At 40.8% G+C, this 24,512-nt stretch carries 22 protein-coding genes; 4 read left to right on the top strand and 18 right to left on the bottom strand.

What is annotated here, in order from left to right:
• Window positions 1-104 precede the first annotated feature (104 nt).
• The 6 genes from ACEE75_RS02490 to ACEE75_RS02465 all read right to left on the bottom strand — a co-directional run bounded on the left by ACEE75_RS02490 (window position 105) and on the right by ACEE75_RS02465 (window position 6,733).
• On the bottom strand, window positions 105-668 hold the full coding sequence (locus ACEE75_RS02490; protein WP_447575249.1) for a PepSY domain-containing protein: 564 nt from the start codon (window positions 666-668) through the stop codon (window positions 105-107).
• A 104-nt stretch (window positions 669-772) separates the two neighbouring features.
• Window positions 773-2,758: a transketolase gene (tkt, locus tag ACEE75_RS02485; RefSeq protein WP_447575250.1), complete on the bottom strand. Its 1,986-nt coding sequence runs from the start codon at window positions 2,756-2,758 to the stop codon at window positions 773-775.
• Window positions 2,759-2,885: 127 nt separating this feature from the next.
• Window positions 2,886-3,143 (bottom strand): DUF896 family protein, encoded by a 258-nt coding sequence (locus ACEE75_RS02480; protein WP_447575251.1) that lies wholly within the window; start codon window positions 3,141-3,143, stop codon window positions 2,886-2,888.
• A gap of 13 nt (window positions 3,144-3,156) precedes the next feature.
• Window positions 3,157-5,193 (bottom strand): glycine--tRNA ligase subunit beta, encoded by a 2,037-nt coding sequence (gene glyS, locus ACEE75_RS02475; protein ID WP_447575252.1) that lies wholly within the window; start codon window positions 5,191-5,193, stop codon window positions 3,157-3,159.
• Window positions 5,194-5,212: 19 nt separating this feature from the next.
• The gene (gene glyQ / locus ACEE75_RS02470; RefSeq protein ID WP_354369499.1) at window positions 5,213-6,130 is read right to left on the bottom strand and encodes a glycine--tRNA ligase subunit alpha; all 918 of its coding nucleotides are present in this window, start codon (window positions 6,128-6,130) and stop codon (window positions 5,213-5,215) included.
• Window positions 6,131-6,337: 207 nt separating this feature from the next.
• Window positions 6,338-6,733, bottom strand: coding sequence for a DUF1398 domain-containing protein (locus ACEE75_RS02465; protein WP_447575253.1), 396 nt, complete (start codon window positions 6,731-6,733; stop codon window positions 6,338-6,340).
• Between the two features lie 560 nt (window positions 6,734-7,293).
• On the opposite strand from ACEE75_RS02465, the gene ACEE75_RS02460 reads away from it, so the two are divergent.
• Window positions 7,294-8,247, top strand: coding sequence for an IS30 family transposase (locus ACEE75_RS02460; RefSeq protein WP_172054378.1), 954 nt, complete (start codon window positions 7,294-7,296; stop codon window positions 8,245-8,247).
• Window positions 8,248-8,249: 2 nt separating this feature from the next.
• Here ACEE75_RS02460 and nagA read toward each other — a convergent pair whose 3' ends face one another.
• Window positions 8,250-9,404 (bottom strand): N-acetylglucosamine-6-phosphate deacetylase, encoded by a 1,155-nt coding sequence (gene nagA / locus ACEE75_RS02455; RefSeq protein ID WP_447574899.1) that lies wholly within the window; start codon window positions 9,402-9,404, stop codon window positions 8,250-8,252.
• 162 nt (window positions 9,405-9,566) lie between these two features.
• Between nagA and ACEE75_RS02450 the strand changes: the two genes are divergently transcribed.
• A complete protein-coding gene (locus ACEE75_RS02450; protein ID WP_427893713.1) occupies window positions 9,567-10,307 on the top strand; it encodes a peptidase in 741 nt (246 codons plus the stop codon).
• A gap of 44 nt (window positions 10,308-10,351) precedes the next feature.
• Here ACEE75_RS02450 and ACEE75_RS02445 read toward each other — a convergent pair whose 3' ends face one another.
• The 5 genes from ACEE75_RS02445 to ACEE75_RS02425 form a co-directional block, all read right to left on the bottom strand.
• Entirely contained in the window at window positions 10,352-11,194 is an 843-nt protein-coding gene (locus tag ACEE75_RS02445) for a DegV family protein (RefSeq protein ID WP_427893715.1), read from the bottom strand.
• A gap of 103 nt (window positions 11,195-11,297) precedes the next feature.
• Window positions 11,298-12,110: a Cof-type HAD-IIB family hydrolase gene (locus ACEE75_RS02440; RefSeq protein WP_447574897.1), complete on the bottom strand. Its 813-nt coding sequence runs from the start codon at window positions 12,108-12,110 to the stop codon at window positions 11,298-11,300.
• A gap of 93 nt (window positions 12,111-12,203) precedes the next feature.
• Window positions 12,204-12,404, bottom strand: a complete 201-nt coding sequence (locus ACEE75_RS02435) for a heavy-metal-associated domain-containing protein (protein ID WP_447574895.1) — start codon at window positions 12,402-12,404, stop codon at window positions 12,204-12,206.
• A complete protein-coding gene (locus ACEE75_RS02430) occupies window positions 12,401-14,623 on the bottom strand; it encodes a heavy metal translocating P-type ATPase (protein WP_447574893.1) in 2,223 nt (740 codons plus the stop codon). Before ACEE75_RS02430 ends, ACEE75_RS02435 begins: the two co-directional genes overlap by 4 nt.
• 1 nt (window position 14,624) lies before the next feature.
• The gene (locus ACEE75_RS02425) at window positions 14,625-15,059 is read right to left on the bottom strand and encodes a CopY/TcrY family copper transport repressor (RefSeq protein ID WP_427893720.1); all 435 of its coding nucleotides are present in this window, start codon (window positions 15,057-15,059) and stop codon (window positions 14,625-14,627) included.
• A 237-nt stretch (window positions 15,060-15,296) separates the two neighbouring features.
• Between ACEE75_RS02425 and ACEE75_RS02420 the strand changes: the two genes are divergently transcribed.
• Both ACEE75_RS02420 and ACEE75_RS02415 read left to right on the top strand, forming a co-directional pair.
• Entirely contained in the window at window positions 15,297-15,980 is a 684-nt protein-coding gene (locus ACEE75_RS02420) for a TIR domain-containing protein (protein ID WP_447574891.1), read from the top strand.
• A gap of 40 nt (window positions 15,981-16,020) precedes the next feature.
• Window positions 16,021-18,969 carry an LPXTG cell wall anchor domain-containing protein gene (locus ACEE75_RS02415; RefSeq protein WP_449164906.1) on the top strand — a complete coding sequence of 983 codons (2,949 nt, stop codon included), beginning with the start codon at window positions 16,021-16,023 and terminating at the stop codon, window positions 18,967-18,969.
• Between the two features lie 102 nt (window positions 18,970-19,071).
• Here the strand turns inward: ACEE75_RS02415 and rbfA are convergent, their stop codons facing one another.
• The 6 genes from rbfA to rimP form a co-directional block, all read right to left on the bottom strand.
• Window positions 19,072-19,425 (bottom strand): 30S ribosome-binding factor RbfA, encoded by a 354-nt coding sequence (gene rbfA / locus ACEE75_RS02410; RefSeq protein ID WP_354369479.1) that lies wholly within the window; start codon window positions 19,423-19,425, stop codon window positions 19,072-19,074.
• A 68-nt stretch (window positions 19,426-19,493) separates the two neighbouring features.
• Complete coding sequence (infB, locus tag ACEE75_RS02405; RefSeq protein WP_447574887.1) at window positions 19,494-22,187, bottom strand: translation initiation factor IF-2; 2,694 nt, start codon at window positions 22,185-22,187, stop codon at window positions 19,494-19,496.
• A gap of 20 nt (window positions 22,188-22,207) precedes the next feature.
• Entirely contained in the window at window positions 22,208-22,510 is a 303-nt protein-coding gene (locus tag ACEE75_RS02400; RefSeq protein WP_354369475.1) for a YlxQ-related RNA-binding protein, read from the bottom strand.
• Window positions 22,503-22,799, bottom strand: a complete 297-nt coding sequence (gene rnpM / locus ACEE75_RS02395) for an RNase P modulator RnpM (protein WP_447574885.1) — start codon at window positions 22,797-22,799, stop codon at window positions 22,503-22,505. Before rnpM ends, ACEE75_RS02400 begins: the two co-directional genes overlap by 8 nt.
• A gap of 18 nt (window positions 22,800-22,817) precedes the next feature.
• Window positions 22,818-23,975: a transcription termination factor NusA gene (gene nusA / locus ACEE75_RS02390; RefSeq protein ID WP_447574883.1), complete on the bottom strand. Its 1,158-nt coding sequence runs from the start codon at window positions 23,973-23,975 to the stop codon at window positions 22,818-22,820.
• 40 nt (window positions 23,976-24,015) lie between these two features.
• The gene (gene rimP / locus ACEE75_RS02385; protein ID WP_427893790.1) at window positions 24,016-24,486 is read right to left on the bottom strand and encodes a ribosome maturation factor RimP; all 471 of its coding nucleotides are present in this window, start codon (window positions 24,484-24,486) and stop codon (window positions 24,016-24,018) included.
• Window positions 24,487-24,512: the final 26 nt, after the last annotated feature.

The raw sequence follows: 24,512 nt of genomic DNA, 5'->3' as shown, positions 1-24,512 counted from the left end.
ACTTTTTTGTATTTTTCTGCTGATACTTACACCAAGCTCAAATCAGAAATAAAAACAGATCAAGCTGACTTAAAATCAGATGATCTGTATTGGTTTATAAAATATTATCCATTAACTGCTTCTGTGGACTTTTCTACAATCGCACCTGTCTCAGAATTAATCGAATAACTATAATCTTGATGATTATAAACAAAATCAATCTCAAAGGTTATAGGTGCTTGATCAACATCTTGCTCAACCACTAGATTCGTCACTTTGGATTCTGTTACCCCAGCATCATCAAAGGCAATTTTCTTTGCTTCATCCTGTGAAATTTTTGTAGAACTAGTCGTTGTCTCAGTAATCTCTGTTTCTTTTTCAATGATAGAACCACTTGTCGTATCAATCGTGTAACTATAATCTGTTCCCTTAGCAGAAAATTCTACATCATATTGACTTTGACCATTCTCTTGATCTAAGGTAATCGTCAAATTAGTAACCTCAGACTCTGATACTTCTGCATCATTAAAAGCTATTTCTTTAGCTTTTGTTTCTGAAATTTCTTGAGTAGTTGTTGTTTGACTGGATTGAACGGAGGATGTGCTATCATTACTATCCCAATCACAAGCAACAAGTGTCATCATTGAAAGAGCTATTAGCCCAAATGAAGTAAGCTTCTTAATAGACATAACATCACCTCTTTTTTATTATTTTAAACAATTTTATAGTTTTTGTCTAATAACTGTCAACAAAAAAGTCTTGGAGAACTCCAAGACTTTCTATTTATCTGATTTTATAAGGACTTGTAAAGATTAACAGCATTTTCTGCAGTGAAACCATATTCTTTAAAGATACGATCCCCTGGTGCTGATGCTCCCCAAGTATCAATCGTAAGGGTTTTACCTGTCAGACCAACGTATTTGCCCCAACCAAAGCTTGATCCTGCTTCAATGGCTAAACGTTTAGTGATAGCAGATGGCAGAACTTCTTCCTTGTAAGCTGAATCTTGCTCATCGAAGATATTTTGTGATGGCATTGATACCACACGAACAAAAATACCTTCTTTTTCTAACTCAGCTTGTGCATCAAGGGCTAATTTCACTTCTGATCCTGTTGCAATAAGGATACCATCTATCTCTCCCTTAGCTTCTGAAAGGACATAAGCTCCTTTATTAAGACCTGCTGCAGCTAGACTGGCTGTTCCTTCAAGGACTGGTAAGTTTTGACGTGTTAAAACAAGGGCCGTTGGACGTTTTGTTTCTGCAAGGGCACGTTTCCATGCTTCATTAACCTCATTACCATCAGCTGGTCGAATAACATTTAGGTTTGGCATAGAACGAACGCTGGCTAATTGTTCAACAGGCTCATGTGTCGGACCATCTTCACCAACCGCAATGGAATCATGTGTTAAGACATAGACAGTTGGTAACTCTTGAAGAGCTGCCATACGAACTGCTGGAAGAAGGTAGTTTGAAAAGACGAAGAAAGTTCCACCATAGACACGTGTTCCACCATGAAGTGCAATACCATTCATCGCGGCAGCCATCGCAAACTCACGGACACCAAACCAAATATTACGACCAGCATAGTTATCTGCTTGGAAATCAGAATCTGCCGCAACCATTGTATTGTTTGAAGCAGAAAGGTCTGCTGAACCACCCCAGAATGATGGCACTTGCGCAGAAATTTGCTGAATAGCTTGCTGACTAGAAACACGACTTGCCACACTTGAGCCAAGCTCATGTGCCGCTAAATCAACAGAAATCGGAGCATCTGTAAAGGCTTCTTTGTACTCTTTTGCTAATTCTGGATAAGCTTCTTCATAGTGCTTAAAGAGAGTATTCCATGCATTTTCTTTTTCTTCACCACGGAATTTAATGCCAACTTCAAAGCGACGTGCCACTTCTTCTGGAACAGTGAACTCTGGATAATCATAACCATAAACTTGCTTAGCATGAGCAATACCTTCTTCACCGATTGGTGCGCCATGAACAGCAGACGTTCCTTGTTTTTCAGCCCCATAACCAATAATAGTCTTCACTTCGATGATAGAAGGTTTCTCTGTTTCTGCTTTAGCTTCTTCAATAGCTTTTGCAATAGCTTCTAAATCATTACCATCCTCAACTAAAATATGCTGCCAACCATATGCTTCAAAGCGTCCTTTAACACTCTCAGTAAAGGCTTTTGAGGTTGGACCATCAAGTGAGATGTCATTCGAATCATAAAGAAGAACTAATTTCCCAAGCTTCAAGTGACCAGCCAAGCTTGCTGCTTCTTGAGAAACACCCTCCATCAAATCACCATCACCATTTAAGGCATAAGTATAGTGGTCCACAATGTCAAAACCTGGCTTATTGAATTTGGCTGCCAAATGTGCTTCAGCCATAGCCATTCCAACAGCATTAGCAATCCCTTGACCAAGTGGCCCTGATGTTGCTTCGACACCATCGGTATGGTTCACTTCAGGGTGACCAGGCGTTTTTGATCCCCATTGACGGAAGTTTTTAAGGTCTTCCATAGTCACGCCATATCCTGACAAGTGAAGGAGGCTATATAAAAGGGCACTACCATGTCCAGCTGAGAGGATAAAACGGTCACGGTTTGTCCATGAACGACTTGTTTTTGGGTTGACATTAAGGTACTTGTTAAAGAGTACATAAGCCATTGGGGCCGCTCCCATTGGAAGACCAGGGTGACCTGAGTTAGCTTTTTGAATCGCTTCGATTGAAAGCGTGCGGACAGTATTTACCGCTAATTGATCAATAGTGTCAAATGTCATTGTAAAGACCTTTCTAGATTGTTATCACTTTATTATATCACAATTTTCTGAATTTTTGAGAGGAAATCCTATGGAGATAATAAAAATCGAGTACCTGAGATCTCTGCCTCAAATACTCGATTGTTTATTATGAATTGGGATCGTCTAAACTACGCCCATGAAGACCTTTTTCACGTTGCACTTGACGAAGCTTTTCAGGGGTCACATCATTTCCCTCTTCATCAACAATCTTAATCCCTTCAACATGATGGCGAACAGCACGGCGATAACCTTCAATATACTCTTCACGAAGTTTAGCTTGCTCAACTTTTTCTTCTGCTGTTAGATTACCTTCCTTTTTCTTACGTGCCAATTCATTGATGCGTTCGATTTTTTTAGGATCCATCTTTTATTTCTCCTTACTTACTATTTAACTTATTAAAGACAGCAACACTGCTTGCCTTATCCGCCAAGGCTTTCAAGAGGGCCAAGCGGTTGGCTTTGACTGCTGCGTCATCTGCCATGACCATGGTATTGTCAAAGAAGGCTGCGATGACTGGGCTCAAAGCAAAAAGCTTGTTCAAGTTTTCTGTCATATCTTCCGTCAACTCTAAACCAACCACTGCTTCAAAGAGAGCTTTTTCTTCTGCATTTTCAAAGAGAGCTTCATCAATCGCAGTTGTTTCCGCCTTTTCAGCCAAGTTAAAGACACGTGACAAGTTTTCCACAGCTTCCTTGTAGTCAGCTTCTTTTGATTTTTGGAAAATAGCAGAGCTGGCTGCCAGTTGTAGTCTGACCACAAAGGTTGAGCTGGCAAGCACAGCCTCACGGATGTCTTTCGGAATCGCCTTATCCATCATCTTCTCTACACGCGCACGGATAAAGTCCATCACAGCTGGCTGGTTGTCATAGGTCAAGCTGGCAAAGTTCAAGCTATAGAGCTCCGCAATCAACTGATCCAATGGAATTTCCCAACCAAATGCTTCCAAGATCCGCACGATACCCTGTGTCGCACGACGAAGAGCATAAGGGTCGTTTGAACCAGATGGAATCAAACCTACTGAGAAGAAAGATAAAAGAGTGTCAAATTTATCAGCCAGTGCCAAGACCGCACCAACCTTGGTTTCAGGAAGATCTCCTTCTGCAGAGTTAGGAAGATAATGCTCACGGATTGCTGCTGCTACCGCAGGTTTTTCCCCTGCAAGAAGGGCATACTTCTCACCCATGATCCCTTGCAATTCATCAAATTCACCGACCATGCCAGTTAAAAGATCAAACTTGTAGATGCTTGCTGCACGTGCTACGTCAGCTTTTTCATCCACAGACAAACCTGCCAAGTCTGCCAGTTTTTCTGCGATAACTTTGGTGCGCTCCATGTGCTCGTAAAGCGAGCCGATTTTCTCATGGAAGGTCACGACTTTGAGGCGTTCTACCAAGTCAGTAATCTTGAGTTTTTGATCCTCACGCCAGAAGAATTCACCATCTTCCAATCGTGCCACCAAGACTTTTTCGTTTCCTTTGATGACATTATCAATATGTTGGTCATTTCCGTTTCGAACAGAGATGAAGTTTGGTAGAAGTTTACCAGATTTATCACGCACCACGAAGTAACGTTGGTGGTTTTTCATTGAAGTCACCAAAACTTCTTCTGGCACTTCCAAATACTTGGTATCAAAGGAGCCCATGAAGGCAGTTGGATACTCAACCAAGTTGAGAACTTCATTGAGCAGGTCTTGGTCAATCTCAACGGTCACATTGTGTTTATCCTCGATAGCCTTGATTTGCTTGACAATCATATTTTGACGCTCTGCGGGGTCTGTAATAACAAACTGTGCACGCAAGTCTGCCTCGTAAGAATCTGCACTTGCAATTTCTGTTTCTTTTCCAAGGAAACGATGACCACGGCTGGTGCGAGCTGACGAAATGTCCAAGAAGTCCATATCTAGTGCTTCATCATCTAACAAGACTGTCAAGGTATGAACAGGACGAATATAGGTGAAACTATTGTTAGCCCAAGCCATGCTCACAGGGAAAGTCAGGCTTTGCAAGAGTTCAGGAATAGCCACTAAAACGTCTTTAGCAGATTTTCCTTCTTCATTTTTAGTCACATAAACATACTCTTCACCCTTAATCTCACGAAACTCAATATCAGCGGTTGTTAAGCCTTTTCCACGAACAAAACCTTCTGCTGCTTTGGTGAAATTTCCATCTGCATCTAAGGCGATTTTCTTAGATGGACCTTTAAAATCTTCTGTTAAATCTGTCTGTTTATCTGCCAGACCACGAACGCGTACTGCCAAACGACGCGGTGTTGAGAAAGTCTCAATCGTCTCAAAAGACAAGCGATGCTCTGTCAAAAAAGCTTCCATTTTTTGACCCAGTTGTTTTTCACTAGGTTTAACAACATAGGCTGGTAATTCTTCTAGTCCGAGTTCTACTAACAAATTTTTGGTCATGATTTCTTCTCCTAGTGATTTATTCTGTTTCTTCTGCTAATAATTTAGCACGACTAGCTTCATCCAAAAGAGGATAACCTAATTTTTTACGCTCTGCCACAAAGGTTTTGGCCACCACACGCGCCAAGTTACGAATACGAGCAATGTAACCTGCACGCTCGGTTACAGATACAGCACCGCGTGCATCTAGCAAGTTAAAGGTATGTGAACATTTGAGTACATAATCAAAGGCTGGGTGAACCAATCCTTCTGCTAAAGCACGCTCTGCTTCTTTTTCAAATTTAGTAAAGTTTTCAAGAAGCATGTCTTGATCAGATACTTCAAATGAATATTTAGAATGCTCATATTCTGGCTGGATAAAAATCTCACCGTATTTTACCCCTGCAGCCCACTCAATGTCATAAACTGAATCAACTTCTTGGATATAAGACGCTAGGCGCTCTAAACCGTAGGTTACCTCAGCTGTGACAGGACCTGTCGCCAAACCACCAACTTGTTGGAAGTAGGTAAACTGAGTGATTTCCATACCATCCAACCAAACTTCCCAGCCTAGACCAGCTGAACCTGTTGATGGATTTTCCCAGTTGTCTTCAACGAAACGAATGTCATGTTCCAAAGGGTTAATCCCCAAACGCTCTAAAGACTCCAAATAGAGTTCTTGGATGTTAGAAGGTGACGGTTTCATCACCACTTGGAATTGGTGGTGCTGATACAAACGGTTTGGGTTTTCCCCATAACGACCATCTGCTGGACGACGAGATGGCTCTACATAAGCTGCATTCCATGGCTCAGGACCAATAGCACGCAAGAAAGTATAAGGACTCATAGTTCCAGCACCTTTTTCCGTATCATAGGCTTGCATCAACATACAACCTTGTTCATTCCAAAACTGTTGAAGGGTTAAAATAATCTCTTGAAAAGTAAGTTTTTTTGACATAACATTCTCTTTCTATTTTAAATATTCTTACGACGTGAGCCTTCCTAGCCGATATTGCCAGGAAAGACGAACTAGTACAGCATCTAGCTCAGCCGTCCCAGCGATGAGCGTGTGGCAATTCGACTGAAAGGAGACTATGCCACTGACGCTGTGAAAAGCTAATTTCTTAGACATATATTTTCTCTTTCCATTTATATTGCAAAATTGCTAGTTCTCCACACTGGGTACTGCTTCCACAAAGACTGCTTGTCCTGTCTTATCTAGATAAGAACAGGTCATGGCTTCTAGGTCAATGACCCACTTATAAACGCCTGCTTCTGCTGCTTCTTGGCAGAAGGTAGGAAAATCTGTCTCCCCAGCCTGATGATGACGTAAAATAGTCACAAACTGGTCCAGATTGACTTGGTCTGAAACAGATATCATCACTTGATAACCCATCTTTTCTAGAATCTTTCCTGTCTTTGAACGATAGGTAACCTGTCCAGACTGGATATCTACAGTATTTTCCACCATGCCCAAGTCTTTAAAATAAGCAATCAGATTTGGGAAATCAGGGCCTGTGAACTGCTCGTGACCTCGATCGATAACTTCTAAGGTAAACATTGCTCTCCTTTCTTGATAACAACCTTTCACCCTTTAGTAAAAAACAAAAAGAACCACATTCTCTTCCCTTGTCCGCAGACATAGGGGCGTTGAGAACGCGGTTCCACCCTAATTTATTACTTCATTTTTAATTGATAATAACCTCTGAAAGCGCCACTTCTTAAGATCACAATCTGGCTCCCACTCTCCCAGACTCGCTATATGTTAGAGCTTAAGTTGTCTCTTTCTATCTGTTTATTCTAGCAAAATATTTTTCATTTGTCTATGGAAAATACTAAGCTTTCTGATAAACCACTTGACCCGAAAGTTCTATAATGAAGTTAGCCACCTTACCTTAGTCAAGAATTAGATGTTTCACTATGTTTGAGTAAGTTGATGATTTCATTTGATAACAGGCTTGAAGCTGTTAGGCTAGGTGCCCAAGGCTAATCATAGCCTTGGTTTAGCTGAAAAAACAGCTTCAAGGGTTCCTGTTGTCAAATGAAATCTGATGTAAGGTATAAGAAAACACCTCTGTGCTATACTTGTTGTTCACCACAAACACAAGGAAAGGCACAGAGATGCAAAAGTATTATACACCAAAAGGGAAACATTTGACAATAGATAACCGTCGCTTGATTGAGCGGTGGAAACTTGAAAATAAGTCCAATCGTGAAATTGCAGGCTTGCTTGGAAAGGCTCCTCAAACAATTCATAATGAAATCAAGCGTGGGACAACCTTACAACAAGTGCGAAAAGGGGTCTACAAGAAAGTTTATTCTGCTGATTATGCACAAACTGTTTACCAATCCAATCGAAAACGGTCGGTTAAAAAGATAATCCTAACGAAAGAAATGAAAGAGAAGATTTTACACTATCATAAGCAAAAATTTTCGCCTGAAATGATGGTTAAGAAGAAGCAAGTGAAAGTTGGTATTTCAACTATCTACTATTGGTTTCATAATGGTCATTTAGGTTTGACAAAAGCGGATATGCTTTATCCTAGAAAATGGAAAGCTGTCAAGAAGCAAGCCAGTCCGAACTTTAAGCCAGCTGGTAAATCAATTGAAGAGCGACCGGAGGTCATCAATCTTCGATTGGAAAACGGTCATTATGAAATTGATACAGTTCTACTAACCAGAGCGAAAAATCAGTGTCTTTTAGTCTTAACCGACCGACGAAGTAGACACCAAATCATAAGATTAATTCCAAATAAAACTGCTGAATCTGTCAATCAGGCACTTAGGTTACTAATAGCTGAGTATCATATTTTATCAATAACTGCAGATAATGGTTCGGAATTTAGTCGATTGGTTGAAGTGTTTCCTGAGGAACATATCTACTATGCACATCCCTACTCTTCATGGGAAAGAGGTTCAAATGAAAACCATAATCGATTGATTCGGAGATGGTTACCTAAAGGAACCAAGAAAACGACTCCGAAAGAAGTCGCTTTTATCGAAAATTGGATTAATAACTACCCTAAAAAATGCTTGGACTACAAGTCGCCAAGTGAATTTCTTTTGGGTGGCTAACTTCAACTTGAAATTTGGGAAACCACTTGACCTGCTAGATAAGTGGCACAAAGGTTAAGCTCACTATCTAAAATAATAAAATCTGCTGGTAAACCTTTTTTTAATTGACCACATTGCTCTTCTATCTTCATAGAAAGTGCTGGAATAAAGCTAGCCATACGAACAGCCTCTAAAGGACTCGCTAAGCCCCAATCTACAATGTTTTTTAATCCATCTTTCAATTTTAAGATGGAGCCTGCCAAGCTCCCTCCCTCTTTCAAACGTGCTGTTCCATTTGAAACCACTACTGGATATTCTCCTAGCATATAATCACCATCTTCTAAGCCCCCTGCACTCATACAGTCTGTAATCAAGGCAACATGGTTATGCCCTTTTTGACGAAGTAAAATATCACAAGCAGAAGGATGAACATGGTAGCCATCGCAAATCAACTCCGCATAAGTATTTGGCAACTCATAAACCGCACCTACCATACCAGGTTCTCTATGATTCAGACCACTCATGCCATTATAAGCATGCACCCATACCGTTGCACCTGCTTCCACTGCACGAGTCGCCTCTTCAAAGGTCGCATCAGAATGCCCCAAGGCCACCACTAGCCCTTTGGATTTAGCATAAGCTACAAAATCCTCTACCCCCTCACGCTCTGGGGCAACCGCTATTTTTTTTAACCAGCCTTGACTTGACGCTAGCCAAGTATCCAATTCTTCCTTGCTAGGGTTTCGCATATACTTAGGATTTTGAGCCCCCTTATATTTTTCAGTAAAATAAGGACCTTCAAAATAAAGACCTTGAATACGAGCGCCTGTTTCTGTTCCGGCTACTTCAGCTACCATCTGACAAACCTGATTTAAATCCTCAAAAGACGCTGTTAAACCTGTTGGTAAAAAAGAGGTGACACCTGTTTCTAGCAAGTGCTGACTCATCTGGTAAAGACTATCTGTCTTTAGATCCATAACATCGGCTCCTGCATAGCCATGAACATGGGTATCCACCAACCCAGGTGCAACCTGATAACCGGTATAATCTAAAATCTCCCCATCATCAGGAACCTGACTAAACCAGCTTCCAAATCGACCATCACAAACCTCTAAATACCCTGCTGGCTTGATTTGATAAGGATAATAAAAAGCATCTGCTTTGATATAGTGTTTCATCGAAAACGCCTCCATTCTTTCTTTCATTATACTCTTTCCCCTTTATTTTGTAAACGGTATATACCAATTTGCTTTTAAAAAAGTTATTGAAATTTTTTTCATTAGAACATATAATAGAAATGATAGCTCTCTTAGCTAAACTCTATAAAAAAAGGAAATATTATGAAATCTTCAAAAAATGAGTTACTCTACCTTATTTTAACTATCTTAGTTTTAATTGGGGGAGTTGGGATTTATGCTCTTTTTGGTCAACAGTCACAAAAAAGTACGGCTTCTGTGCAACAAAGTCAATCAACTAAGGCGACAAGCTCAAGCAGTTCTAAAGAAAGCAATCCTGAATTAGATAATCTGCTAAAAGAATTAGAAAAAGAAGCTACTCCTGACGACATTAAACGTGCTCAAGAAGCCATTGATAAGATGAACGATGGAGAGCTTAAAACTGAGTTCCAAAAACGTTTAGATGCCATCAAAGCAGATTTGGCGCACCAAACAGCCGCCGAAGATGCTGTAACGACACTAGAAGCCGAACAAACACAAGAAAATGTCGATAAAGCTCAAAAAGCGGTTGATAAAGTTAAAAATGCTGATAAGAAAAAAGCACTCCAAGAACGAATTGATGCTGTACAAGAAGCAATTGATGCAACAGCAGCATTAGCAAGTAGCTCCAGCAGCAGTCTTGAAACAAGTGTTTCATCTTCAACTGTCAGTGAAGTAGCCCCTACTACTGCTACCGAAACAGCAACTTATGTTGAACCAACTTATGCTTCAACTTATACGCCAACCTATGCTCCTACAGAGTCAGCTACTACCACAACCGTCACACCTAGCTCAAACACCACAGTAGCCAGTGACAATACAGCAACTTCAAGTGCTGACGATACCACAACTACTGTTACCCCTTAACTCAAAAAAATTCCAAAACATTTTTGTTTTGGAATTTTTTTTGATTAAATTTCATACCCCATTAAGATGCCACCATCTTCTGCATAAAAACTGCACAAACCTGAGGTTGGAAGAATACGAACATCAGCCTTTGGAAAATCTGCCTTAATGGTCTTAGAAAATTGTTCAGCCAGCTTATCATTATAAGCATGAGATAGCATCACACGTCCTCCTTGATAGCCTGCTTTTAGCATTTCAGCATAACCTGAGCTAATTGATTTTTTCTGACCACGTGCTTTATGAAGAAGTTCTAAGGTTCCTTCGGAACTAGCCTCTCCCACAAGTCGAATATTCAACATTCCCACTACTTTTCCTGCCAGTTTACTCAAGCGACCATTTTTGACCAAATTGTCGACTTTTTCTAAAATAAATAATAGTTTTGTTTTTTCTTGGTAAGCTGTGATAGCTGTGACCACTTGATCAAAAGATAAGCCTTGTGCTATCAATTCCACTAATTTTAAAACCAGTAAATCATTTTCTCCACCAGCTGATAGGGAGTCAATCACATGTACTTCTGTGTCAGGTTTTTCTTCTAATAAGAGATTTTTCGCCAGCTGAGCAGCATTGTGACTACCTGATAAGGCACCTGTAATGGTGAGAACAATCACACGATCGGCTCCTCTATAAGCAGACAAAAAGGCATCTGGGCTAGGGCAGGCAGAACTGGCTGCAGCTTGAGTAGAATAGAGCTTTTCCATCATAGCTGGAATATCGATCTTCTCATCATCAATATAAACTTCATTGCCGATTTGAAGCGTTAAGGGAACACTTTCAAATCGCACATTTTCTGGTAGATTCTCTAGCTGTTTCAAGTTACAACCTGAATCTACAACAATCTTCCACGTCATAGCAACCTCCTTAGGTTCACTGTTTTTATCGAAATATATTTTGATTATCAAAGTATATTCCTATTATACCATGATTACACTCTTCCTGCATTAAAAAGATGTGTTAAAGGACATATTTCTCAATAGCTAAACCCACACCTGCTTGATCATGGTCGGCTGTTTCTACTGTTGCAAGTGCTTTGATGGTTGGAGTAGCATTTCCCATCGCCACACTTAAACCTGCATAAGCTAACATCTCTGCATCATTTCCAGCATCTCCTAAAGCCATAATTTCTGAAGGTGCAATAGAAAGATGTTCAGCTAATTGTTTTAGACCACTTGCTTTTGTCACACCTTTTGGCATCACTTCAAAAATATAGGGCTGGCTACGAACCACACTGTAACGTTCTGCCAAAGTTGCTTCCTCTTTAGCTTGAAAGGCATCAATTGCTTCGGGGTCTCCCATGAACATGGCTTGAAAAACTAGCTTATCTGCCTGCTGGGCTTTTTGACTAGAGATAGATACAGGCTCTGCAAAAACTAAGCTCGCATCATAACGTACAAGCTCTGAAGGCTCCTCGTCAACCACTAAAAAATCTTCCTTTTCCGTCAACACTAGCTGAACCTGTGGATAAGCCTTGACCTTATCTGCCAAAAAAGCAATATCGGAGGCTTCAAGATAAGCATAGTCCACCAAAGACCAATCAGATGTTTGATGAATTGAACACCCGTTATTTAAAATAGCATACTCTTCCTTAGCTGAAAGACCTAGCTCCTCATAAAAAGGGACAACTCCTGATTGGGCACGACCTGTACAAATAACAATCTTAACCCCTTTTTCAGCCGCTGCTTGAATGGCAACCTGATTTTGTTTAGGAATCTCTTTTTTACTATTTAGCAGAGTACCATCCATATCAATCGCAATAAGTTTAATCATAACTTTCTCCTTTGGAGTTTTTCTCTAGTGTATCACGAAATCAACAAAATAAAAAGAGACTACTGTGCTCTAAAAAGTAGTCTCTAGTGAAGCTTATGATTTATGAAGTTGAAATTTAGTTCCCTTTAAGGCTGCCTTTAACAGCAAAGTTGGGGCAAAACCTTCAATGGTAGCCTCTGACTTTTCTAAGTCCACTGATACGGACTTAACCCCTACAACCGAACTCAAGCGCTCTGTCACTGTATTAACACATCCTTGGCATTTCATTCCACTAATTGTAACTGTTTTTCTCATTTGTTTACCTTTCTCATTTTTAAACGTAGGGCATTTAAGACCACTGATACGGAACTAAAACTCATGGCTAGACCTGCTAACATCGGATTTAAAAGCGGACCACCAAAAAGGTAAAGAACACCCATCGCAACAGGAATCGCTAAAATATTGTAAATAAAAGCCCAAAATAGATTTTCTTTTATCGTTGAAAGGGTCAGCTGACTGATGCGTAAACTTTTGACAAGGCTAGAAAGCTCTTGCTGCATCAAGACCACATCTGCTGACTCGATAGCAATATCTGCTCCCTGTCCCATGGCAATCCCAATGTCTGCCAAGGCCAGAGCTGGCGCATCATTGATCCCATCTCCTATCATAGCCACCCGATGCCCCTTAGCTTTTAGTTTGGCAATAGCATCTGCTTTTTGATCTGGTAAGACCTGACTCATCACTTGATTGATTCCCAATTGTTGAGCAACGGCTTGGGCTGTCTGTTCGTTATCCCCTGTTAACATAATTAACTGATAACCTAAACTGTTAAGTTGAGAGAGAGATTTTGGACTATCTGATTTGATCTGATCTGCCACCGTAATTAAACCAAGTAAGGTCTGATTTTTAGCCACATAGACGAGGCTCTGACCTTGTTGGCTAGCAGTTTGACCATCATTTTCTGCCGCCTCAACCGAGATGCCAGCCTCCAACATCAAGGCCTGATTACCAATCAAAATCTCTTGTCCTAAAACATTTCCCTTTAAGCCATAGCCCGCCAAAGAGTGAAAAGCTTCCACTTCTGGAAAAGCGTAGCCTTTTTCCACAAACTCATCCACAAGAGCCCGACTAATCGGATGTTGTGATAAGTTTTCCACAGCACCTGCCCAAAAAAGACTATCCTCATCACCATAGTTATAAACAGCTGCAACCTGCGGATGACCTTGAGTTAAGGTTCCTGTTTTATCAAAAACGAGAGTATCGACTTGATGTGCCAACTCCAAGCTCTCCCCGTTTTTATACAAGATTCCATTTTCAGCGGCTAATCCTGTTCCCACCATAATAGCTGTTGGTGTTGCAAGTCCCAAAGCGCAGGGACAAGCAATTACTAAGACCGCTAAGGCTGTTGTCAAAGCAAACGAAAAGCTTTCTCCCATGATGACAAACCAAAACAAACCTGTCAAAAGAGCTAGGACCATCACCAGAGGAACAAAAATTGCCGATACCTTATCAGCTATTTTAGCAATCGGAGCCTTGGTACCTTGTGCTTCTTCTACCAAATGGATAATCTGTGCCAGCAAGGTTTCAGACCCAACCTTTTGAGCTGTCATCTCAATTAAACCTTGACCATTGATAGAGCCCCCATAAACCAAACTATCTTTTGACTTATCCACAGGAATGGGCTCACCTGTTAACATAGACTCATCAATGGCAGACTGCCCTGTGACAATCACCCCATCCACAGGAATTTTTTCCTCTGGCTTAACCAATAAACGGTCTCCCACTTCTACGGCCTCAATCGGTAAATCTTGCCACATCTCATCACGAAAGACATGAGCTGTCTTAGCTGAGAGCTGCATGAGCTTTTTAATGGTTTGAGAAGTTTTCCCTTTGGAGAGGGCCTCAAAATATTTTCCCAGAGTGATTAAGGTTAGAATAACCGCCACCGATTCAAAATAAAGTTCATGAGCAAAATGGTGATGCCCATTAAAAATATGATAACTGCCATACAAACTATAGATAAAAGCGGCGCTGGTCGCTAAGGCAACTAATGAATCCATATTAGGATGCCCTTTTAGTAAGGCTTTAAAACCTGACCCATAAAACTGACGGTTTAAGAACATGACAGGTAAGGTTAAAGCGATATTAGCCAAAGCATATCGCCAACTGGAACTCCCATGAGGAGCTAAGCCCTCAAAAATAGGGAGGCCCAGCATCGACCCCATTGTGAGATAAAACAAAGGAAGCGTAAACAGACTAGAATAAGCTAAACGCCGTTTTAAAGTCTGTAACTTTTGCTCTTCTCTTTTTTCTGGCCTTTCTAGCGGATCAGCCGTTTTTAAATGATAACCTGCCTCCTCAACAGCTTTAAACAAATCTTCTTCTTTTATCGAATGCTCTGTTTCCACTGTCAATTTTTCAGTTGCTAAGTTGACCACAGCCTTATCCACAAAATCCAGTTTTTGCACAGCTTTTTCCACATTAGCGACACAAGAGGCACAGGTCATGCCTTCTACAAGATATTCTGCTTTCATTTTAGCCCTCCAAATGTTCTAAACACTGACATTGGCCTTTGATACAATTACAGGTGACCTCATCTACTGCTGATCCTTTTTTTGCCAATAAAAGCACTTCCATCGCTTTAATATCAGATAAAGTCATGGGGGTTTCTTTGATTAACTGATAAAGAACTGCTTGATGCTTAGTCAAACAGAACCGATCAAAAACTTGCTGAATTTCTTCATGAATGGCTTCTTTTTCAGATAGATTGGCTTGATAAAAAAAGCGATTCCCAACCTTTCTTGTCTTTAAATGTTCTTTTTCCACCAAACGAGCCAGTAAGGTCTTGATGGTCGAGACAGACCAGCCTTGCTTATCCTGCAAGATGGAGACGATTTCTTTACTGGTCGTTTCCTCTTTCGTCCAAACCACACGCATCACTTCCCACTCTGCTTGTGATATATGTGCCATAGCTTCCCCCTCTTTTTAGTTGTTTACATTTGTAGATATAGTATAAAATAAACGATGACATTTGTCAACGACTTTTATTTAAATGAGAATTTACCTAAAAATTAGAACACCCCTTCAATCCCCCCTCTCCCCTTGAGAGAGTAAGGAGGGCAATGAGTTTAATGTATAATATGTGAGTATTATACATTAAACTCTCTTGAAAAGAGAGAGAGTTTAAAAATTTTTTGGAGGTTATATATGGTATATGAAAATTTGAGTCTTCCTTTTCTAAAAATTTATCTAGAAAAAACTAAGGCATTTGATGTAACTGAGGAATCTTTCCAACCAACTGGAAAGATTGTTGACCGCATCCGACTAAAAACTGGAGATGTTATCAATCGTTACAATAACGAAACGCTCCAGCTACAAGGAAACTCTCAGGATTTAAAAGATTGTCTCAATCATCTTGATCAAGAATTAAAAAAGTTTAAGGAGGATGCTCCAAAAATTTTTATTGTCTATGCTTTTAAAAACGGAGAGAATAAAAATAAGGTTCAAAAACTTTTAAAAGCTTGGGGATTTGACGTACTGGTCATGGAAGATCATCCTGAAAATGGACTTCATCTTACTAAAAAACTAGAGAATGATATCTATGAAACTAACTATGGCATTGTTCTTCTCAGCAAAGATGAGGAATTGGCAGAGAATGGTAAATTCATCCCTAGACCTAATGTGATGATTGAGTTAGGTATGTTAATGGCGACTCTAAAAGAACATGAGAAACGTTTTTCTATCCTCAACTATGCTCCAGACGACATCTTAATTCCTAGTGATATTCTTGGAGTAGCCTACACACCAGTTGAAGGTCTAGACGACCATACCTTTGAGGATAAGCTAATGAACGAGGTCTATCACCTCTACGAAAAGCACTTAGATATCTAACGTCATCCCTTAAACGATAAGAAAGGAACAGCTACTAACAATGAAAAAGAATCTTATTAAATCACTAACTCTCTCAACTGCGACACTTGCAGCTTTTAGCTTGGCAAATACGGTCTTGGCAGATGAAACAACTACCACCAACACCCCTGAACAAGCCAGCCAGGTCAATACGACCAGCTCACAAGAGCTTGAAAAACAGGTGGCTCAAGCTGAAACCACAGCTACTACAGCTAAAAGCAATCTTGAGCAATCTCAACAAGCGCTAGCACAAGAAGAAAAAGCACTTGCTGAGGCACAAGCACAGACAACATCAGCTCAAGCTGATGCAGATACTGCTACAGACAACCTCGCTAAAGCTAGTGAAACAGCTAAACAAGCCACAGATGAAAACATCGCTTCGGCACAAAAAGACATCGACACAGCAAGCACAACGGTTGCTCAAGCGACTAGCCAAATTGATGCGACAGAAAAGGCGCAAAAGCAAGCACAAGATGCTTATACACAACAAGCTAACCAAGTGGCTAATGCCCAGTCTAACCTAGATGCCAAAACAGCAACTTATCAAGCCACTCAAGAAACTATCAACAACACCCAAGAGCAAGAAGATCAAGCAAAAGCGCAACTCCAGAAAGACCTCAGCACTAGTCAAACAGAAGTGACAACTCTTGAAAACAAGATCTCAACCAACTCTAGTCAACTAGACAGCGCAAAAACAGTGCTTGATGCCCTAAAAAACAGTGCTAATGTCGATGAGCTAGCGCAAGCCCATCTAGATAAAGTTGGGGAAGTCATGACAGCTGAAAAGGAGCTAAAAAGCGCTCAAGCACAGCATGACAAACTCCAAAAACGCTCAGAAAAACTGCTAAATGCTCAAGCAGCAGTTACCCTCACTACCCAAACCCCTACTGTTGTAGAGGAGAAACATAAACATCCAGAGATGTCAGCTACCATCTACTCTGGTGAACGGACAGAGACCATCTACCTAACCGCAGAGCAAGCCAAAGAGTATGCTGAAAAAGGCACAGTCACTTATGTCCCAAATAGCACCAAGATTACCGAATACTTTGTTGCCTACCTCAACGAGCTTAAACGCCTCAATGGTATGACCGATACCGTCGATGCAAGTAGTTCAGACCTCATCGCTTACGCGGCTGCCCGAGCAGAAGAAAATGCCGCTAGAGGACTACTAACCCATCAGACCGATTTAAATCTTTCTGATTTTAATTTAAGACAAGCTTACGACGTATCAAGCTACGACCCTAACAAACTTGCTCATTGGTTAGAAAATGCTGCAGGAGGCTATGGCAACTTATCCTATGACTCCGACTCATATCTAGATGTCAATTACACTTACTTATCTGACCAAGCTGTCGCTTACAACCTACTGTTGGGGTGGTTTACAGATTATAATAATATCGGTCGTACTGAAACAAGTAGTGAAAAATCGAACTATGGTCACCGTATTACTGAACTTATGGCAGCAGGTCCTATCGGTATCGGTCTCTCAGCTGATGGTAGTCAGGCAACATTACAAACTAGTCGTACATTTGACTCCATTGGTACAGATACTTCTAACTTTGAACCTGACTTTATCACTAACGACAAGGGGGAAACCGTCATGGTTAGACAAGGCACAGAGACGCCTGTCGTCTTTTTACCAGCTGTAACCTTTAACTTTGTCTATGATAAAGCCGTCCTCGGTCAAGAAACAACAGAAGCTGTTGATGCCATTTTAAAATCAGCATTAAACGAAAGTCAAGCAAATATCACAAGTAAACAGACAGTACTAAGTGAAGTGAGCGATGCTGCGGACAAAGCTCGTGCCGCCTACGTCTTTGCCCTTAAAAACCAAGCTAACCTAGCAGAAAAAACAGCTGAAAAAGAAGCAGAGATTAGTAGCCTTGAAACTAACCTAAAAACGGCACAAACTGATCTCAGCACTGCCAAGGCTAAGCTAGCTCAAACCCAAGAAAAACTCACTCAACTCGCACAAAACAGCCAGTTGGATAACTTAAAAGAACAACTAGCTAGCCAAGAAAAAGCTGTCCAAGAAGCGCAGGCAAACCTTGATACGCAAAAAGCAGAGCTTAACCAACGCCAAACAGCACTCACACAAGCAACAAACCTTACAGAAACAGCTAAACAAGACCTAGCAAACGCCCAAGTGCAGCTTGAAACCGCTAAAACAAACTATCAAGCACTAATCACAGCACAAGAAAACCTGGCTAGCGCACAAAAAGCTGACCAAGAAGCCAAAGACAAGCTCACTCAAGCAAAAACCGAGCTAGAAGCAGCTAAGAGCAAGCTCACTCAACTTCAAAAAGAAGTTGATGAAGCACAACTTGCCTATGATACAGCTAAAGCAAACTACGACAAGCTCCTTGCTGACTACAAAGTAGCCAAAGACTTAGAAGACAAGGCAAAAGATAACACTATCTCAACTCTCCCAGACGGCACTATCATCGCTGTGCCAAAAGATAGCCCTAGCACGGACAAACCAAGTCTTGACATCGACAAAATCAAAGACACTACTAAACCTAGCGAGACAGAAAAAACTGAACCAACAAAACCTACAGTAGATAATAAACCTACAGTAGATAACAAACCTACAGTAGATAACAAACCTACAGTAGATAACAAACCTACAGTAGATAACAAACCTACGGTAGATAATAAACCAGAACTTGATGAGCCTAAAGGCAGTGAACAAGCTAAACCTAACAAGCCAGAAAACACTGAAAAAACTGACTCTCCTCAAGTTATCAAACCAGCTAAACCACAAGCACCTACAGCTAAGCAAATCCAAACAGCCCACAAGGCAAGTGTGACACAACAAGAAAGCCAAAAAGTTCTTGAGCGCCGTGGCACATCTGCTCACTACACCCCACAACTACCAACCACAGGGGAAAACCATTCTATGACATATGTCCTCACAGGACTAGCCCTTATCGGATCAGGACTAGTATTCTGGAAACGTAAAGAAAACTAAACATCAATAAAACCTGATAAGCTAGCTTATCAGGTTTTATGACAATATTGCTGCATTCAGTAGAGAAACCCAAAAATGACCTCAATTTTGAGGTCATTTTTCTTAATCACGTTTTTCTAAGTCACGCAACATTTGGTCAATCTTATTGCCGTAAGCAATAGATTCGTCTTTTTCAAATGTTAGGTCAGGAATTTTATAAAGTGTGAGGTTTTTCCCAAGCTCGCGCTTGATAGTCCCTTTGGCTTTTTCTAGACCAATTTGTGCTTTTTGATTATCAGAAGCCAAATCACTCATAATGGTATAATACACCTTAGCCATTGAGAGATCTCCCAGCATCTGCACATCCGTGATGGTCACACCAGCTACGCGTGGATCACGAACTTTCTTTTGAAGGATCTCATTGACTTCACGTTTGATCTCCATCCCTACACGGTCTGTACGAAATGAATTTGCCATATCTTTATCCTTTCTCTTGATTTAATCGAAGAGACCAGGAGAGGCTCCCAGTCTCTTTTTTATCTTGCTTAACGCTTGATTTCTTCCATGATGTAAGCTTCAATGACGTCGTCCACTTTAAGGTCATTATAGTTTTCAACCATAAGACCACCTTCACGACCATTGGTAACTTCTTTAACATCATCTTTGTAGTGTTTCAGACTGGCTAAAGCACCATCAAAGACAACCACACCGTCACGGATCACACGAACTTTAGAGTCACGAGTGACTTTACCATTGATAACCATAAATCCACCAATAGTTCCAACTTTGGATACTTTGAAGGTTTCACGGATAAGGGCTTCCCCGATGACTTTTTCTTGATACTCAGGATCAAGCATTCCTTTCATCGCATCCTCTACTTCTTCAATCACTTTGTAGATAATGCTGTGTGAACGGATTTCTACTTCATCTGTTTCTGCTTGTTGACGTGCTTGTGGGGTAGGACGAACGTTAAAGCCAATGATAACGGCATTACTTGCTTCAGCAAGAGTGACGTCAGACTCATTGATTGCTCCTACTGCTGAGTGAACAACATTGACACGTACACCTTCAACATCAATCTTGAGAAGGGAAGCAGCAAGGGCTTCTACCGAACCTTGAACATCTGCCTTGATGATAACGTTAACAGATTTCACCTCACCTGCTTTAAGCGTATCAAAGAGGTTCTCTAAGCTAACACGTTGCGTGTTTTGACGTTGTTTGAGAAGGGCACGTTTGGCACGCTCTTCACCCGCTGCACGCGCAGCTTTTTCATCTTCATAAACCGCAAAATGATCGCCTGCCATTGGAGCTTCATTAAGACCTGTAATGGAAACAGGTGTAGATGGTGCAGCTGTTTTAACACGACGGCCAAGGTCATTGGTCATGGCACGAACACGTCCAAAAGTATTTCCCACAACAATTGGGTCTTGAACATTAAGTGTTCCTTGTTGAACAAGAAGAGTAGCCACTGCACCTTTTCCTTTATCAAGACGAGCCTCGATAACCGTACCGATGGCACGAACTGTAGGATCAGCTTTAAGCTCTTCCATTTCAGCCACTAAAAGAACAGTGTCCAGTAATTCTTCAATATTTTGACCAAACTTGGCAGAAATCTCAACAAACTCAGAATCACCACCCCATGCTGTTGAAATAACACCATGTTCTGCCAACTCACCAATCACACGTTCTGGGTTAGCCCCCGGCTTATCAATTTTGTTAATCGCAACAATGATTGGAACACCAGCTGCTTTAGAGTGGTTGATGGCCTCAATCGTCTGTGGCATCACCCCATCATCTGCGGCAACAATCAAGATGGTAATATCCGTTACAGAAGCACCACGGGCACGCATTGAAGTAAAGGCAGCGTGACCAGGTGTATCAAGGAAAGTAATCATCTTACCATTTTCTTCAATCTGGTAAGCTCCGATATGCTGTGTGATACCACCAGCTTCTCCTGTTGCCACACGTGAATTACGAAGGGTATCCAAAAGAGTGGTTTTACCATGGTCAACGTGTCCCATAATGGTAACGACTGGGGCACGCTCTACCATGTTTTCTGGATTGAGGTAATCCTCATCCACAAAGAAACGCTCGATATCAGCATTATCGACTTCAACCTTAGCCTTAGCTTCAATCCCATAATCCACCATCAAGAGTTCAATGGTATCTCCATCAAGAGATTGGTTTTGAGTTGCCATAACGCCCATCATAAAGAGCTTTTTAACAATCTCTGCTGGCTCGCGTTTGATACGTTTTGCAATTTCAGCAACCGTCATGCCTTCAGTATATTCAAACTCTTTTGGCAATTCGTGGAATTTGCGCTCCGTTACTGGTTTTGGAGCTTGGTTGCTATTACGGTTATTCTTACCTTTTTTGTTCTTATTCCAGTTACTATTTCTTTGATTTCTCACTTGGTTTTGACTATTCCAATTTTTCTTATTTTTGCTTGGTTTTGGTCCATCTTCATTCTCACGACTAAAGTCACGTGATTTTTCTGGACGCACCTGTTTTTTACGACGATTATCTGTGACCTGTACTGGTTTTTCTACCACTACTGGTGCTGGTTTTACAGCTACCTTTTTAGCCTCAGCCGCTTTTTGAGCAGCTTCGCGTTCGCGTTTTTCTTTTTCTTGACGCGCTTGCTCTGCTTTTTGAGCTTCTAAACGTTTAGCTTCTTGCTCTTTACGGAAGCGCTCCTCACTTTGACGTGAGTACTCCGCATTTTGCTCGGCTTTTAACGCTGCGGCACGAGCCTTAAAGTCAATCTTAGTTTTAACTTCTTGTGATTTAGGTGGCTGTTTAGCAGGTTGAGGTTTTGCTGTTGCTTGAAGTGATTCAGAGCCTTTACGATGATCGTGACGTTTTTTATTGCGGTCTCTATCTTTATTGAATTGACCTTTTTGTTGTTTTTGACGCTCTGCTTGCGCTTTTGCTTTAGCTTCACGCTCTGCTTTAAAATTCCTGCTTTTTGGTTTAGCAGAAACTGTCGTCTCAGATGGTGAGGCTACAGCTTTTTCCTCTTTTTTCACCTCTACTTGAGGAGCTGGTTGTTTTTTGACCACAGTGCTTGACTCAGCCTGTTTAGCTGAAAAACTTTCCACTAAACGTTTAGCTTGATCAGCTTCTAGACCAGAAGCATGACTTTTAACTTCAAAGCCTAAACTCTGTGCTTTTTCAACAACTTCTTTACTTGTTTTGCCAAGTTCTTTGGCAATTTCATATAATCTTTTCTTAGACAAATCTTGTCCTCCTATTTCCGTTATGCCATAAGAGTCCTCATTTTCTTTGAAAATCCAGCATCACTAATGGCGATCGTCTTACGACTCTTGCCAATGGCAATGCTTAAATCAAGTGCAGTAAACACTTGAGAGACTTCTATTTCATAGTAGTGACATTTATCTGTGATCTTTTTTGTCAAATTTGGTCCAGCATCTGAAGCCAGAAATACCAATTTTGCCTGACCTGTTTGAATGGCTTTCACCACCAGTTCTTCGCCAGAAATGACCTTTCCTGCCCTCTGAGCCAAACCTAAAAGATTTGACAATTGTTGTGAATTATTCAAGACCTAACTCTCTTCTTTTTACTTTATGATCTACATAAGCAATCAACTCATCATAAAAGCTCTCAGGAACTTCTAGTGAAAAACTGCGGTTGAAAACTTGTTTTTTCTTAGCTAAAAGAGCTTCTTCATTGTCCAACTTAATATAAGCACCACGCCCATTTTTTTTACCCGTCGGATCAATAAAAATTTCACCTTCCTTAGTTTTTACAATACGAAGGAGATCACGTTTATCAATAATTTCACCAGATACAACAGATTTTCTTAAAGGTATTTTTCTTGTTTTTGCCATAAAACACCTCTCTTTATCTTAATCTTCAGAGCTTATTTCGCTAACTTCTGTTAAAACTTCCTCTGTAGCTGGCTCTTCTAAAGCTTCAGCTTCTAGTGCTTCATACTCACTAGCTGATTTAATATCAATTCTAAATCCTGTTAAGTGAGCAGCTAAGCGCACGTTTTGACCACGACGTCCAATGGCTAATGACAGCTTATTATCAGGTACGACAACTGTGGCACGCTTGCTATTTTCATCATCAAAGATTACTTGATCCACTTCAGCAGGAGCAATCGCATTGTAGATAAACTCAGCTGGATCGGCTACCCATTGGATGACATCAATATTTTCCTCAACAGGCACCAAGAGACCTGTCTTTTGATCCAAACGTTTTGGATGGAAACGACTAATGACTTTTTTGATATTTGAGCCTTGTTTCCCAACAATCGTTCCGATTGCATCTACATTAGGGTTGTGGCTGACAACCGCAACTTTTGTCCGATCTCCTGCTTCACGCGCCACACTTTTAATCTCAACTGTCCCATCAAAGACTTCAGGAATTTCTTGTTCCATGATACGTTTGATAAATTCTGGATGGCTACGGCTCACAAAAACGTTAACACCCTTAGGATTGTTTTCTACTTTATACACATAAACATCGATGCGATCATGAGATTTGAACGTCTCACCTGGAATTTGATCTTGACGTGAGAGCTGTGCTTCAATGCTGCCGAGATTGACATAGATGAAACGATCATCAAAACGCTCCACTGTTCCAGACATGATTTCACTTTCATGTTGTTTATACTCATTGAAAGTAATCTCACGCGTTTGACGACGCATTTTTTCCATGATAGTTTGTTTGGCAGACTGAGCAGCTACACGACCAAATTCTTTTGGAGACTCTTCAAAACGAATACGATCACCTAGTTCATAAACACTGTTGATGGCAAGTGCATCTTTTAAGCTAATTTCTAGTCGGCTATCAAAAACTTCCTCAACAACCTCACGGACTGTATATACTTGAAAATCACCAGTCTTTTCATCAAAAGTGATATCTGCACTTTCTGATTGGCCATAACGACGTTTATAAGCTGATCTCAATGATTCTTTAACGGCATCAATGATGTCGTCTTTTTTAATGCCCTTATCTTCTTCCAAAATACGGAAGGCTTCTAACATTTCTTTGCTCATAGTTTTATACCCGACCTAATGCTGGCGGGTCATTCCTTTCTTAAAGTTTAACCGCAAGACGAGCTTTTGCAACCGTCTTATAGGGAATCTCAACAGTTTTTTTACGCGTTTTATCCATATAATCCATCGTCAAGGTTTCACCATCAAAGGCAACTAAGTCCCCTTCAAAAATCTTGACTTTATCAATTGCCTTATAGAGACTCACATTGATATATTGACCAATCGCAGCTTCTAGGCTTTCTTTTGTTTTAAGCGGACGCTCCAAACCAGGGCTAGAAATCTCTAGAAAATACTGCTCTGGAAATGGATCAGGCTTGATAGTATCTAACAAGGGACTGATAATCTCTGTTAAATCTGCTGTATCTTCAACCGTAATCCCTTCTGGCTTGTCAACCAAGATGCTGAGAATATAGTCTCCTCCCATCTTTTCATACTCGACATCAACCAACTCAAAGGGCTCAACAATAGCAGGTGCAACAATTTCTGTTACAATGTCAACAATTGTAGCGATGACATCTCCCTCCTTTTCTTACTTTT

The organism is Streptococcus sp. 11273D007BT, assembly GCF_053547195.1.
The sequence above is the reverse complement of the archived record's forward strand: the minus strand, read 5'-3'. Positions and strand labels throughout refer to the sequence as shown.

Bases quoted from the DNA above. Each gene is read 5' to 3' on its own strand.
- glyQ (WP_354369499.1), bottom strand. From the start codon at position 6,130: ATGTCAAAAAAACTTACTTTTCAAGAGATTATTTTAACCCTTCAACAG.
- ACEE75_RS02490 (WP_447575249.1), bottom strand. From the start codon at position 668: ATGTCTATTAAGAAGCTTACTTCATTTGGGCTAATAGCTCTTTCAATG.
- ACEE75_RS02465 (WP_447575253.1), bottom strand. From the start codon at position 6,733: ATGTTTACCTTAGAAGTTATCGATCGAGGTCACGAGCAGTTCACAGGC.
- nagA (WP_447574899.1), bottom strand. From the start codon at position 9,404: ATGAAACACTATATCAAAGCAGATGCTTTTTATTATCCTTATCAAATC.
- ACEE75_RS02415 (WP_449164906.1), top strand. From the start codon at position 16,021: ATGAAAAAGAATCTTATTAAATCACTAACTCTCTCAACTGCGACACTT.
- ACEE75_RS02445 (WP_427893715.1), bottom strand. From the start codon at position 11,194: ATGACGTGGAAGATTGTTGTAGATTCAGGTTGTAACTTGAAACAGCTA.
- ACEE75_RS02480 (WP_447575251.1), bottom strand. From the start codon at position 3,143: ATGGATCCTAAAAAAATCGAACGCATCAATGAATTGGCACGTAAGAAA.
- ACEE75_RS02440 (WP_447574897.1), bottom strand. From the start codon at position 12,110: ATGATTAAACTTATTGCGATTGATATGGATGGTACTCTGCTAAATAGT.
- ACEE75_RS02435 (WP_447574895.1), bottom strand. From the start codon at position 12,404: ATGAGAAAAACAGTTACAATTAGTGGAATGAAATGCCAAGGATGTGTT.
- ACEE75_RS02420 (WP_447574891.1), top strand. From the start codon at position 15,297: ATGGTATATGAAAATTTGAGTCTTCCTTTTCTAAAAATTTATCTAGAA.
- rbfA (WP_354369479.1), bottom strand. From the start codon at position 19,425: ATGGCAAATTCATTTCGTACAGACCGTGTAGGGATGGAGATCAAACGT.
- ACEE75_RS02430 (WP_447574893.1), bottom strand. From the start codon at position 14,623: ATGAAAGCAGAATATCTTGTAGAAGGCATGACCTGTGCCTCTTGTGTC.
- ACEE75_RS02450 (WP_427893713.1), top strand. From the start codon at position 9,567: ATGAAATCTTCAAAAAATGAGTTACTCTACCTTATTTTAACTATCTTA.
- tkt (WP_447575250.1), bottom strand. From the start codon at position 2,758: ATGACATTTGACACTATTGATCAATTAGCGGTAAATACTGTCCGCACG.
- nusA (WP_447574883.1), bottom strand. From the start codon at position 23,975: ATGAGCAAAGAAATGTTAGAAGCCTTCCGTATTTTGGAAGAAGATAAG.
- ACEE75_RS02460 (WP_172054378.1), top strand. From the start codon at position 7,294: ATGCAAAAGTATTATACACCAAAAGGGAAACATTTGACAATAGATAAC.
- ACEE75_RS02425 (WP_427893720.1), bottom strand. From the start codon at position 15,059: ATGGCACATATATCACAAGCAGAGTGGGAAGTGATGCGTGTGGTTTGG.
- glyS (WP_447575252.1), bottom strand. From the start codon at position 5,193: ATGACCAAAAATTTGTTAGTAGAACTCGGACTAGAAGAATTACCAGCC.
- rnpM (WP_447574885.1), bottom strand. From the start codon at position 22,799: ATGGCAAAAACAAGAAAAATACCTTTAAGAAAATCTGTTGTATCTGGT.